This is a genomic window from Rubrobacter taiwanensis (assembly GCF_004337705.1).
In the GTDB taxonomy this organism is placed as follows: domain Bacteria; phylum Actinomycetota; class Rubrobacteria; order Rubrobacterales; family Rubrobacteraceae; genus Rubrobacter_C; species Rubrobacter_C taiwanensis.
This window is the reverse complement of record NZ_SKBU01000020.1, coordinates 101225-112895: the sequence shown is the minus strand read 5'-3', so window position 1 is coordinate 112895 and position 11671 is coordinate 101225. Positions and strand designations below refer to the sequence as shown.

General features: G+C 67.7%; 14 protein-coding genes. 6 read left to right on the top strand and 8 right to left on the bottom strand.

Annotated features, from left to right (window positions below):
- Positions 1 to 181 precede the first annotated feature (181 nt).
- Positions 182 to 1129 carry a PLP-dependent cysteine synthase family protein gene (locus E0L93_RS11940; RefSeq protein ID WP_132692230.1) on the bottom strand — a complete coding sequence of 316 codons (948 nt, stop codon included), beginning with the start codon at positions 1127 to 1129 and terminating at the stop codon, positions 182 to 184.
- Positions 1130 to 1253: 124 nt separating this feature from the next.
- Between E0L93_RS11940 and E0L93_RS11935 the strand changes: the two genes are divergently transcribed.
- The 5 genes from E0L93_RS11935 (at position 1254) to E0L93_RS11915 (ending at position 4203) form a co-directional block, all read left to right on the top strand.
- The gene (locus tag E0L93_RS11935) at positions 1254 to 1838 is read left to right on the top strand and encodes a Uma2 family endonuclease (RefSeq protein WP_207890460.1); all 585 of its coding nucleotides are present in this window, start codon (positions 1254 to 1256) and stop codon (positions 1836 to 1838) included.
- Positions 1839 to 1849: 11 nt separating this feature from the next.
- Entirely contained in the window at positions 1850 to 2161 is a 312-nt protein-coding gene (locus E0L93_RS11930) for an ATP-dependent Clp protease adaptor ClpS (protein WP_132692210.1), read from the top strand.
- 62 nt (positions 2162 to 2223) lie between these two features.
- On the top strand, positions 2224 to 2685 hold the full coding sequence (locus tag E0L93_RS11925; protein ID WP_132692208.1) for a nitroreductase family deazaflavin-dependent oxidoreductase: 462 nt from the start codon (positions 2224 to 2226) through the stop codon (positions 2683 to 2685).
- A 39-nt stretch (positions 2686 to 2724) separates the two neighbouring features.
- Positions 2725 to 3768 carry an ATP-binding cassette domain-containing protein gene (locus E0L93_RS11920; protein WP_132692206.1) on the top strand — a complete coding sequence of 348 codons (1044 nt, stop codon included), beginning with the start codon at positions 2725 to 2727 and terminating at the stop codon, positions 3766 to 3768.
- Between the two features lie 18 nt (positions 3769 to 3786).
- The gene (locus E0L93_RS11915; protein WP_132692204.1) at positions 3787 to 4203 is read left to right on the top strand and encodes a PPOX class F420-dependent oxidoreductase; all 417 of its coding nucleotides are present in this window, start codon (positions 3787 to 3789) and stop codon (positions 4201 to 4203) included.
- A 1-nt stretch (position 4204) separates the two neighbouring features.
- Here the strand turns inward: E0L93_RS11915 and E0L93_RS11910 are convergent, their stop codons facing one another.
- The gene (locus tag E0L93_RS11910; RefSeq protein ID WP_132692202.1) at positions 4205 to 4864 is read right to left on the bottom strand and encodes an HAD family hydrolase; all 660 of its coding nucleotides are present in this window, start codon (positions 4862 to 4864) and stop codon (positions 4205 to 4207) included.
- Between the two features lie 42 nt (positions 4865 to 4906).
- Entirely contained in the window at positions 4907 to 5539 is a 633-nt protein-coding gene (locus E0L93_RS11905) for an NAD(P)-dependent oxidoreductase (RefSeq protein ID WP_132692200.1), read from the bottom strand.
- Between the two features lie 89 nt (positions 5540 to 5628).
- On the opposite strand from E0L93_RS11905, the gene E0L93_RS11900 reads away from it, so the two are divergent.
- A complete protein-coding gene (locus E0L93_RS11900; protein ID WP_132692198.1) occupies positions 5629 to 5877 on the top strand; it encodes a hypothetical protein in 249 nt (82 codons plus the stop codon).
- Positions 5878 to 5909: 32 nt separating this feature from the next.
- Here E0L93_RS11900 and E0L93_RS11895 read toward each other — a convergent pair whose 3' ends face one another.
- The 5 genes from E0L93_RS11895 to eat are packed head-to-tail and all read right to left on the bottom strand — an operon-like array spanning position 5910 to position 11571.
- Entirely contained in the window at positions 5910 to 6677 is a 768-nt protein-coding gene (locus E0L93_RS11895; protein ID WP_132692196.1) for a 3-oxoacyl-ACP reductase, read from the bottom strand.
- Position 6678: 1 nt separating this feature from the next.
- Positions 6679 to 8040, bottom strand: a complete 1362-nt coding sequence (locus E0L93_RS11890; protein WP_132692194.1) for an aldehyde dehydrogenase family protein — start codon at positions 8038 to 8040, stop codon at positions 6679 to 6681.
- Positions 8041 to 8748: a gamma-glutamyl-gamma-aminobutyrate hydrolase family protein gene (locus E0L93_RS11885; protein ID WP_132692192.1), complete on the bottom strand. Its 708-nt coding sequence runs from the start codon at positions 8746 to 8748 to the stop codon at positions 8041 to 8043.
- Positions 8745 to 10115, bottom strand: a complete 1371-nt coding sequence (locus tag E0L93_RS11880) for a glutamine synthetase family protein (protein WP_132692190.1) — start codon at positions 10113 to 10115, stop codon at positions 8745 to 8747. The genes E0L93_RS11885 and E0L93_RS11880 overlap by 4 nt, the downstream gene beginning before the upstream one ends.
- Positions 10108 to 11571, bottom strand: coding sequence for an ethanolamine permease (eat, locus tag E0L93_RS11875; protein ID WP_243638210.1), 1464 nt, complete (start codon positions 11569 to 11571; stop codon positions 10108 to 10110). Before eat ends, E0L93_RS11880 begins: the two co-directional genes overlap by 8 nt.
- Positions 11572 to 11671 lie beyond the last annotated feature (100 nt).

Below are 11671 nucleotides of genomic sequence, written 5' to 3'. Positions count from 1 at the left end.
TGAAGACCGTTCCCGCCACAACGAAGGCCAGGATGACCGCCCCGCTGATCAAAAACACCGGCGGGTTGGTGTGCCGCCTGAGATGATCCCGCATCCGATCTCCTTCCCCACAACGTAACACGGTGCGCAATGCATCGTACCGTATCGCGCACTGTGTTGCAATAATCGCAATATATCTGGTTCAGGAGAATTTGCCGGCGTCCACTCTGACGTCTTCGGTTCTGGCGAAGTGCTCGGAGATGTACTTCTCACCTTCGTCGCAGAAGAGCGTGACGATGGTCTTGAGGTCGGGGAAGGTTTCCTTCACGCGCCGGGCTGCGATCAGGTTCGCCCCCGAGCTGGGTCCCACGAAGAGGCCGTGCGCGCGGGCCAGCCAGCGCATGGTCTGCACGGCTTCGTTCGAGCTCACGGTCAGGATCTCGTTCACCAGGTTTCGGTGGCGTTCGAAGATGCCGGGCACGAACCCGTCGGAGATACCCTCTATCAGGTGTTCTCCCACCTCGCAGCACAGCAGCGTCGCGGACTCCGAGGGCTCCATCGCGAACAGCCGCACCTCCGGGTTGACCTCCCGGAAGGCCTGGCCCACCCCGACGAGCGTTCCTCCCGTGCCTACCCCCATCACCAGGGCGTCCGGCACCACGCCTTCGGGAAGTTGCCCCAGTATCTCCGGACCGAGCCACTCCCGGTTCTCCTCCACGTTCCACTCGTTATCGAACTGCGCCGGACAGAAGTAGCCGGGTTGCCGTCCCAGCTCCCGCGCCTTCTCCAGCGCCGCGTTTACGTGGAAGTGCCCGACCTCAAGCACCTCTGCCCCGAAGGCCCGGCTTATGGCTACCCGTTCACCGGAGAGACCCTCCGGCATTACCACCAGCATCTTGTAACCCTTGACCGCCGCCACCATCGAGAGGGCGTTTCCGGTATTGCCGCTTGTGGCCTCCACTATCGTGTCTCCGGGCTTCAGGAGCCCCTCCTGCTCGGCCTTCTCGATCATGTACTTGGCGATGCGGGCCTTGATGGAGCCGGAGGGGTTGAGGTACTCCAGCTTGGCGTAGATGCCATCTTCTATCTCGATCAGGGGCGTATCCCCGATGGCATCCAGGATGCTGCGCAAAACGCCGGACTTGATCATGCTCTCCTCCAGGGTGTCGCTCTTCCAGGCGTAATATACCCTGTGGAAGAAGTCGCGCTCTACGGAATCTGCGGTGGGAACGTATAATCTGGAGGAGAGCGGCGTCGAGTCTCCGGAGGAGAGATTGGAACCGTCCACGAAGACCATCGAGATCCCCGTCCGCAGGCACCGCTTCACCGTCGAGGAGTACCACAGGATGGGCGAGGCCGGGATCTTCTCGGAGGACGACCGGGTGGAGCTGGTGGAGGGGGAGATAGTAGAGATGACGCCGATAGGCTGGCGGCACGCGGAGACGGTCACCGGACTGACCCGCACTCTCCTGGAAATAGGAGGGAGCCACTACGACGTAAGCGTGCAGAACCCCCTGGTACTGCACGAGCGCGGCGAGCATCTGCCGGATCTGGCGCTCCTCCGCCGGGACCGGCCCCGGGACCGGTTGCCGGCCGCAGAGGATGTGCTGGTAGTGGTCGAGGTGGCCGACAGCTCCCTGCGCTACGATCGGGAGGTCAAGCTGCCGCTCTACGCCCGGGCCGGAATACCCGAGGCGTGGCTGATAGACCTGACGGCGGACCGCGCAGAGGTCTACTCCGAACCCGGCGAGCGGGGCTACGGCAAGGTCTACCGGACCGGGCGCGGCGGGAAGGTGGTCTCGGCGACCGTAGAGGGGCTCTCCTTCGGCCTCGCCGGGATCCTGCCCGAGCCCGAGTAGAGCATACCGGTATGCCAGCGACGAAGACCGCCCCGAAGAGCCGGCGCAACACCGAGGGCCTGCCGCCCTACAACGTGGTCTTGCTCGATGACGCGGACCACACCTTCGAGTACGTCATACACATGCTGAACGCGCTCTTCGGCCACCCGCCGGAGAAAGGTTACCGGCTGGCGCTGGAGGTCCACACCGCCGGGCGCGCCGTCGTCGCCACCACCAACCTGGAGCAGGCCGAGCTGAAGCGCGACCAGATCCAATCGTTCGGTCCCGACCCGCTCATACCGCGCTGCAAGGGATCGATGTCCGCTCTCGCGGAGCCCGCCTGAGCCCGGCCCTGCGAGCCCTCACACACCAGAGACCCCGCCCGGAGAGGTAAACTACCGTTCTGGTGCCAGAGGCAGAGAGACATACCGGGCGCAAATTCTCTCCGCTAGCCGAGCGCACGCTCCGCCTCGCCTCGGACCTGCACACCCTCGTCTACCGCCTGACGGGCGGGCGGGTCGCGGGCAGGTTCCGGGGCGGTGGCATTCTGCTCCTCACCACCACCGGCCGCAAGTCCGGCAAGCGGCGCACCGCCCCGCTGCTCTACGTGCCAGACGGAGACGCCCTCGTCGTGGTTGCCTCCAAAGGTGGCGCGCCCAACCACCCGGCGTGGTGGCTGAACCTGCGCGCCAACCCGGAAGCGGAAGTGGAGGTAAGCGGCCGCAAGCTCCGGGTGCGGGCTACGGAAGCCACCGGCCCCGAACGCGGCCGGCTCTGGCAGAAGGCGGTGGAAGCCTACCCGCCTTACGAGGACTACCAGAAGAAGACCTCGCGCGAGATACCGGTCGTCGTCCTGCACCCGATCTGAGCCCGGGTCTTGCCAGAAGATTTCTTCTAGAGGGAAGAGATGTCAGAAGCCAGCAAGAACAGCATCGAGGCGGAGGGGTTGGTCCGGGAGTTCAGGGGCGGCATCCGGGCGGTCGACGGGGTGGACCTGTACGTCTCGCCGGGTGAGATCTACGGCTTCCTCGGCCCGAACGGGGCCGGGAAGTCCACGACGGTGCACATGCTGACCACCCTCCTGCCGCCCACCGGCGGGACGGCGCGGGTGGGCGGCTACGACATCGTGCGGGAGGGGCCGCGGGTACGGGCTTCAATAGGGGCGGCGTTGCAGGAGGCGGCGCTCGACCCGTTCCTGACCGGCTGGGAGCACGTAAAGCTGCAGGCCGCGATGCGGGGGCTTGTCGCCACGTTCATGGGCAAGCCGTTCAACGACCAGGGGGGATCTGGCTTCCACATCCACTTCTCGCTCGAGCGCGACGGAGAGGTGCCCGGCTTCGACTACCCGGCGGGTTACACCTCCTTCCAGTACGTGTGGGTGCTTTTGCAGGCGATGTCCTTCGGCGGCGCGTTCACCGGCTTCTCCATCGCCCGCGACTTCGAGAGCGGGTTCGCCCGAAGGCTCCTGCTCGCCGCCCCGAACCGCAAGGGCATCATCCTCGGCTACCTGCTGGCCTCGATGGTGCGCACGGCGTTCACCGGGACGCTGGTCACGGTAGTGGCGCTGGTCGCCGGGATGCGGGTGCTTGGGACGGAGATAGACCTCTTCGGGCTCTTCGGGCTGGCGCTTCTGCTCAACATTGCCGCCACGCTGTTCACTACCGGTGTGGCGTTGATGCTCCGCACCCAGCAGGCCGGGCCCCTGATCCAGACCCCCCTCTTCCTGGCGCTCTTCCTCACGCCGGTCTTCGTCCCGATGGAGCTTCTGGAGGGTTGGATCCAGGCCGTCGCCGCCCTCAACCCCATCACGCTCGTCGTGGAGGGCGGGCGGGAGCTGATCTCCGGCCGGCCGGCCAACGTCGGGCGGGCGTTCCTCACCGGCATGGTGCTCGTGCTCCTCTTCGTCCCGTGGGCGCTCCTCGGGCTGCGCCGGGCCGAGCGGGCCGGGTAAGATGTAGCCGTGCAGGAGATGAGCCGTAGAGAGTGGCGCAGCTTCATGCTCGACCGCCCGCGCACCGCCAAGCTCGCCACGGTGCGCGCCGACGGCCGGCCGCACGTCGCCCCCATCTGGTTCGACCTCGACGGCGAAGACCTGCTCTTCACCACCGGCGAGAGCACGGTCAAGGGCAGGAACATCCGCCGCGACCCGCGCGTCAGCCTCTGCGTGGACGACGAGGAGCCGCCCTTCGCCTTCGTCATCGTGGAGGGTGAAGCGGAGATAGTTGACGACCCGGAGGAGCTTCTGCGCTGGGCTACCAGGATCGGCGGCCGGTACATGGGCGAGGAGCTGGCCGAAGCCTACGGCCGCCGCAACGCCGTGCCGGGCGAGCTGCTCGTGCGCGTCGCTCCGACCCGGGTAGTCGCACGCAAGAACATCTCGGACTAGCTCAGGAAGCCACGACCTCCGGCCGCAGCTCCTGGAGGGAGGCAAGCACCACGCTCGCCTCCCGCAGCGCATCCTCGTCCGGCGGGAAGGCGGGGTTGGGGATCGCAATCACCCGCATCCCGGCAGCCCGCGCCGAGAGGATGCCGTTCGTGGAGTCCTCCACCGCGGCGCACCGCTCCGGCTCCGCGCCGAGCCGCCGCGCCGCCTCCAGGTAGACGTCCGGGGCGGGCTTGCCGCGCGCGACCTCCTCGGAAGAGACGGTGACCTTGAAGAAGCTCTCCAGGTCTGCCAGCTCCAGCACCAAGTCTATTACCGGGCGGTTGGAGGAGGAGGCCAGCCCGAGCGGCCACCGCGCCGCCAGCCGCTCCACCGCTTCCCGGGCGCCGGGCAGCAGTGGGAGCCGCTCGCGGTAGATCTCCTCCACCTTCTCCACCACGGCGGCCGAGATCTCCTCCGGCTCCATGTCAACCCCGATGTTCTCATTCATGTAGCGGGACCACTCGTGAGAGCTCATCCCCATCATGTCCCGGGTGGCCTCCGCGTGCCAGCGCCCCCCGTGCTCCTCGGCGAGCCGCCGCCGCGCGGCGTCCCAGACCTCCTCGGAGTCCAGCAGCAAGCCGTCGAGGTCGAAGATCACGGCCCGTATCCGGCTATCCTCCATACGGCCCGCAGGTTACCGCAAGCACGCGCCCGGCGCGAGCCCTCAGTAGCTGACCACCGGAGCCCGGCGCAGGTAGGTATCGTCGGTGAGCTGCCGGACCATGAAGTCCGCCACGTCGGCGCGCGAGATCCTGGTCCCGCTGTCCTTGCCGATGTAGCCCGCCCGGTACTCCCCGGTCCGCTCCCCGTCTACGAGCCGCGGCACGCGCACGAGGGTCCAGTCCAGGCCGCTGTTGCGGATGATTTCGGCATGCCGCTCGGCGTCCTCCAGCACGTCGCGCTGCAGCAGCTTGAGGAGCCCGGTTATGGCCCGGTCCACTACCTTCGGCTCGTCCTGCGGGTCGCGGACCCCGGCTCCCGTGAGGCTGATGAGCCGCCGCACTCCGTGCCTGCGCATCGCGGCGACTATGTTCTGCGTACCCCGGGCCTGCACGTCCTTCGGGGAGGTCTTCGTATGCCCGAGCGCGACGAGCACTGCGTCCACCTCCTCTACAACCTCCTCCACGGCCGCCGCGTCCAGCACGTCGCCGCGCACGGTCCGGAGCTTCTCGTCATGGCCTTCGAGGATCTTGGACGGGTCGCGCACGAAGGCTATAACCTCGTGCCCTTCCTCCAGCAACCGCTCCACCACCAGCCGGCCGGTCCTGCCCGTCGCTCCGAAGACGGCTACTCTCATCCTGGCATACCTTTCTGACGTTTGCAGGGTTAATACTGGCACCGGCGGCCGGTTTTTCAAGTGCGGATGCTCACAGGCACCTGCGGGAGATGGACGGGATAGTACACCGGAAGGTCTACTCCAAATCCTTCGAGCTAACCCGGTCGTCCGAGCTTCAGACCCCCCGAAGGAAAGGTGTAGAGCCGCTCGGCGCCATAACCCCGGGCGTCGGCGTAGTTGACGCGGCCGGAGAGGCGACACAGCAGAGCGCTCGCCACCAGCGCCTCGTCCAGGCCAAGAACCGCGATGTTGTGCTTGCGCAGCAGATCGACCGGCTCTTCCGCACCATCTTCTATTAACCCCGCCGCCGGTCCCTGTTCGGGGGCTGGGCTTATTCGGGCGTGACGTAGGCTCCTGAGAGGCCGCCGTCCACCAGGAAGGTGGAGGCGGTTATGTAGGAGGACTCGTCGGAGGCGAGGAAGAGCGCGGCGTTGGCGATCTCGCGCGCCTCGGCGAAACGGCCCATCGGCAGGTGCACCAGTCGTCGTTTCGCCTTCTCCGGGTCTTTGGCGAAGAGCTCCTGCAGGAGCGGCGTGTTCACCGGGCCGGGACACAGGGCGTTGACCCGCACCCCCTGCCGGGCGAACTGCACCCCGAGCTCGCGGCTCATGGCGAGCACGCCGCCCTTGGAGGCGGTGTAGGAGATCTGGGAGGTCGCCGCCCCCATCACCGCGACGAAAGAGGCCGTGTTTATGACCGAGCCGCCGCCGCGCTCCAGCAGGTGCGGGATGCCGTGCTTGCAGCAGAGGAAGACGCTCTTGAGGTTCACGTCCTGCACCCTCTGGTAGGCGTCGAGGTCGGTCTCCAGGATGGAGGAGTCCTCCGGCGGCGAGATGCCGGCGTTGTTGAAGAGCACGTCCAGGCCGCCGAGAGCTTCGGCGGTCTTGCGGTACATCCCCTGCACGGCGTCGGGGTCGGTCACGTCGGCGTTGAGGTAGAGCCCCCCGACCTCTGCGGCCACCCGTTCTCCGGCCTCCTGCGCGAGGTCCACGACGCAGACCCGCGCGCCCTCTTCGGCGAAGCGCCGGGCGCTCTCCCGCCCGATGCCGCTCGCGCCGCCGGTGATGACGGCGACCTTGCCCTCCAGCCTCCCCGGCAACCTAGCCCTCCTCCGTGGCGTAGTAGACGTTCTTGACCTCGGTGTAGTGCTCCAGGGCGTGCGGTCCCAGCTCGCGCCCGAGACCGGACTGCTTGAAGCCCCCGAACGGCGTGGCGACCCGCACCGAGGTGTTCGAGTTTATGGACAGCACCCCGGTCTCGACGGCGCGCGCCACGCGCAGGGCGCGCGCGCCGTTCTCCGTCCAGATCGACCCGGAGAGCCCGTAGATCGTGTCGTTGGCGAGCCGGACGGCCTCCGCCTCGTCCTCGAACGGGATCACGGCGGCCACGGGGCCGAAGATCTCCTCCCGCGCCGCCCGGTCTTCGTTGTCTACCGGGGCGAGCACGGTCGGCGGGAACCAGAAACCCTTGCCCCGCGGAGCCTCACCCCTTATGGCGACCGGCGCGTCTTCCGGAACGAACGAGGCCACCTTCTCCCGGTGCTCCGCGGAGATGAGCGGCCCCATCTGCGTGCTCTCGTCCTGCGGGTCCCCAACGCGCAGAGACTTCACCGCCGGCTCCAGCAGCGAGAGGAACTCGTCGTAGGCACTCCGCTCGACGAGGATGCGAGACCGGGCACAGCAGTCCTGCCCGGCGTTGCCGAAGACGGCCAGAGGAGCGGAGGCGGCGGCCCGCTCCAGGTCGGCGTCGGCGAAGATAACGTTGGCGGACTTGCCGCCCAGCTCCAGCGTGACGCGCTTTACGGTCCCGGCGGCCGCGGCCATGATACCGCGCCCGACCTCCGTTGAGCCGGTGAAGGCGATCTTGGCCACCTCCGGGTGCTCCACCAGCCGCCGCCCGACCTCGCTGCCCGGTCCCACGACGACGTTGACTACTCCTTCGGGTATCCCTGACTCCAGCGCGATGCGCTCGAACTCCAGCGCGGTGAGCGGCGTCAGCTCGGCGGGCTTGAGCACGACCGTGTTCCCGGCCGCCAGCGCCGGGGCCATCTTCCAGCTCGCTATCTGCAGCGGGAAGTTCCACGGCACGATGAGCCCGACCACCCCCAGCGGCTCCCGGAAGGTGAAGTCCACCCCGCCGGCTACGGGGATGGTCTCTCCCAGCAGGCGCTCGGGCATCCCCGCGTAGTAGTGGAAGGTCTCGACGACCATCCCCATCTCGCCCCGCGCATCGGAGATGGGCTTACCGGTGTTGGCCGACTCCAGCTGCGCCAGGTGCTCCCGCTCGGACTCCAGGGCGCCGGCCAGCCGCCGCAGCATCCGGGAGCGCTCTACGGGCTCGACGGCGCGCCATTTCGGGAAAGCAGCCTTCGCGCGGGCGACCGCGGCGTCGGCGTCGCTCTCCGTGGCCGGTTCCAGGCGCTCCAGGAGCTTCTCGTTGGCGGGGTTCAGGATGTTGAGCAATCAGGCCTCCTCTATGAGCGCCCGGATCAGGGCGCTCTTCTCGTCCTCCTCGGGGTGCCAGAGCACCCCCAGCACGAACCTCTTCTGCGGGTCTTCGACGGCCTCCACCGTGCCGTCCAGCGTGGACCATCCCGTGGCCTCCAGGCCCTCGCCGACCTCGCGGATGCCCTGGTGGTGGTGAGACTTGACGGGCTCCAGTTCCCTGCCGACCGCCCGGGCGGCGAGCGAGCCGGGAACCAGCCGCACCTCGTGGTCGGAGAAGGTGCCGGGGTTGTGCCGGTGCTTCTCGTGGCCGACGGTCTCCGGCAGGTGCTGGTCCAGGGTGCCGCCGTAGACCACGTTTATGACCTGCATCCCGCGGCAGATGCCCAAAGTGGGCAGGCCGCGCTCCAGTGCGGCGCGCGCCAGCGCCAGCTCGTAGGCGTCGCGCTCCTCCTGCACCGGCCCGGTGGCCGGGTGGCGCTCCTGGCCGTAGAGCTTGGGGTCGAGATCCCCGGCCCCGCCCGTGAGGATGAGCGCGTCTATCAGGTCCAGCACCCCGGCGGGGTCGCGGGCGTCCTCTGCGTCCGGGAGCAGGAGCACCGGCCTTCCGCCGGCGCGCTGTACGGCCCGCACGTAGCTCAGGGGGCTCAGAGCGGCGGGCACGCCCTTCCAGGAGCCGTAGCTGACCCGCTCGACCGCCGCCGTGATGCCGACCGTCGGCCTCACAGGCGCTCGAAGTTGCGGTAGCGTTCCCAGTCGGTGACGGCGGCCTCGAAGGCCTCTATCTCCACCCGGGCCATGTTCAGGTAGTGCTCGACGACCTCCTCGCCGAAAGCCTCGCGGGCGACCTCGCTGCCGGCAAAAAGCTCCCGCGCCTCTCTCAGGTTCGCCGGCACGCGGGGCCTGTCCGCCTCGTAGGCGTTGCCTACGTACTCCTCTTCCAGCGGCAGCCCGTTGTCTATTCCGTAGAGCCCGGCGGCGACCATGGCGCTTATCCCGAGGTAGGGGTTCACGTCCCCGCCCGGCACCCGGCATTCCAGGCGCAGCGAGGGCCCGTGGCCGACGATGCGGAAGGCGCAGGTCCGGTTGTCCTTGCCCCAGGCCACCGCGGTCGGGGCGAAGGAGCCTCTGGCGAACCGCTTGTACGAGTTGATGTTCGGTGCCAGAAAGAGCGTCAGCTCCCGCAGGGAGGCGAGCTGCCCGGCCAGGAAGCGCTCGAAGATCCGCGAGAAGCCGTGTCCGTCGGCGAAGACCGGCTCGCCTTTATCGCCGCGGAGGCTGAGGTGGATGTGGCAGGAGTTGCCCTCCCGCTCGTCGAACTTGGGCATGAAGGTGAGCGAGTAGCCCTCCTGGGCTGCGATCTCCTTCGCCCCGTTCTTATAGATGGCGTGCCCGTCGGCGGTGGCGAGCGCCTCGTCGAAGCGGAAGTTGATCTCGTGCTGGCCGAAGTTGCACTCGCCCTTGGCGTTCTCGACCACGAGCCCGGCCCCGGCCATCTCGTTCCTGATGCGCCGCAAGAGCGGCTCTACGCGCGCGGTGCCGAGCATCGAGTAGTCCACGTTGTAGAGGTTGGCGGACACGAGGTCCCGATAACCCTTGCGCCACGCCTCCTCGTAGGTGTCCCGGAAGACGATGAACTCCAGCTCCGTGCCGACCAGCGCCCTCCAGCCGCGCTCGGCCAGCCGCTCCAGCTGGCGCTTGAGGATCTGGCGCGGCGAGGCCGCAACCGGCGTGCCATCCTCCCACACCAGATCGCACATGACCAGCGCCGTGCCCTCCTGCCAGGGCACGCGGCGCAGCGTGGAGAGGTCGGGCTTGAAGACGAAGTCCCCGTAGCCACGCTCCCACGAGCTCATGGCGTAGCCCTCCACGGTGTTCATATCCACGTCCACGGCCAGAAGGTAGTTGCAGCCCTCGGCGTTGTGCTCGACCACCTCGTCCAGGAAGTGGGTCGCGGTGAGCCGCTTGCCCTGCAGCCGCCCCTGCATGTCCACCATGCAGATCAGCACGGTGTCTATCGCGCCCGCCTCAACTTCGGCGCGCAGGGAGTCCAGGTCCAGCCTCCCCCCTCTGGGTCGCGCCACGTCAACCATCTCGCCCTCCGCTTCCGGCGAGTTCGGCCTCGGCTTTCTCTATCAATGCGAACTCCTCCTCCGGTGCCTGCGCCACCAGGTGGTGGCGGCTGTAGATGCCGAAATAGGCGATCATTATCGCATACACGATGGCAGCGTAGATGACCACGCGCGGGTCCACCAGGAACCCCGCGACGACCGCAACGACGGCGAGCGCGAGCGCGATCCCGGAGGTTACGACGCCCCCGGGCGTCCTGTAGGGACGGTGGAGCTCCGGCTCTCTGCGCCTCAGGATTATGTGCGAGAGCATCATCAACACATAGGAGACGGTAGCCCCGAAGACGGCGACCAGGATCAGGAGATCCCCCTGCCCCGTGAGCGAGAGCCCGAACCCGACGAGGCCGGGGATGATCAGGGCGAGAAAAGGCGTGCGGCGGCCGCTCGTGATGGAGAGCACCCGCGGCAGATATCCGGCGCGCGAGAGCGCGAAGGTCTGGCGCGAGTAGGCGAAGATTATGGAGAAGAAGCTCGCGATCAGGCCCGCCAGCCCGACGAAGTTGATGAACGTGTAGAGCCAGTTCTGGGTCCCGTAGGCGCCGGGCGCGGCGATCGCGGATGTGAGCGGGTCGCCGACGTCCTGGATCGCGGAGGCCCCCGCCCCACCCGGACCAAAGGTGAGGATGAGCGCCGCAAAGACGAGCAGCGTCAGCATGCCGGCTATGAGCCCCCGGGGCATGTCCCGCGCAGGATCGCGCGTCTCCTCCGCCGCGAGCGGTACACCCTCGATGGCGAGGAAGAACCAGATGGCGTACGGCAGAGCTGCCCAGATCCCGACGTACCCGAACGGCAGGAACGCACTCGCCCCGGCCGCGTCCGTGGGCGCGATGTCGAAGAGGTTGGCCGGATCGAAGAACGGCATCATGCCGACCACGAAGACCACGAGCGCCACCGCCGCAACCGCGGTTATGGCGAACATCAGCTTCAGCGCCTCACCTACCCCATAGAGGTGTATCCCGATAAAGACCGCATAGAAGAACAGATAGACCAGCGGCCCGCCGATCCCGGTCAGAGACTCCACATACGCCCCGATAAACACCGCTATCGCAGCCGGAGCTATGGCGTACTCGATGAGGATCGCAGTCCCCGTCAGAAACCCGCCCCACGGCCCCATCGCCCGCCGGGCGAAACCATACCCCCCACCCGCCGTCGGTATCGCCGAAGAGAGCTCCGCCAGCGCAAAGACCATGCACGTGTACATCGTGGCCATCAAGAGCGTGGCGACGAGCAGACCCCCCCAGCCACCCTGCGCCAGCCCGAAGTTCCAGCCCGCGAAGTCCCCGGAGATGACGTACGCCACCCCAAGCCCCGCCAGCAACACCCAGCCAGCAGCCCCCCGCCGGAGCTGGCGCCTCTGCAGGTAGTCCTCCCCCACACTCTCATACTCGACCCCCCGAACCTTCCTGCCCGGCTCGTTCAACCCTCTCCCCCTTCTCCTCATACCACCCGACTCAAACCCAAGAGAACGAACCGGCGTCAGAAGAACGCCCGCAAGGGCATCCCCTCCTCATCTCCAACGG

Bases quoted from the DNA above. Each gene is read 5' to 3' on its own strand.
- E0L93_RS11880 (WP_132692190.1), bottom strand. From the start codon at position 10,115: ATGGTTGACGTGGCGCGACCCAGAGGGGGGAGGCTGGACCTGGACTCC.
- E0L93_RS11915 (WP_132692204.1), top strand. From the start codon at position 3,787: ATGAGCCGTAGAGAGTGGCGCAGCTTCATGCTCGACCGCCCGCGCACC.
- E0L93_RS11940 (WP_132692230.1), bottom strand. From the start codon at position 1,129: ATGATCAAGTCCGGCGTTTTGCGCAGCATCCTGGATGCCATCGGGGAT.
- E0L93_RS11930 (WP_132692210.1), top strand. From the start codon at position 1,850: ATGCCAGCGACGAAGACCGCCCCGAAGAGCCGGCGCAACACCGAGGGC.
- E0L93_RS11905 (WP_132692200.1), bottom strand. From the start codon at position 5,539: ATGAGAGTAGCCGTCTTCGGAGCGACGGGCAGGACCGGCCGGCTGGTG.
- E0L93_RS11920 (WP_132692206.1), top strand. From the start codon at position 2,725: ATGTCAGAAGCCAGCAAGAACAGCATCGAGGCGGAGGGGTTGGTCCGG.
- E0L93_RS11900 (WP_132692198.1), top strand. From the start codon at position 5,629: ATGGACGGGATAGTACACCGGAAGGTCTACTCCAAATCCTTCGAGCTA.
- E0L93_RS11910 (WP_132692202.1), bottom strand. From the start codon at position 4,864: ATGGAGGATAGCCGGATACGGGCCGTGATCTTCGACCTCGACGGCTTG.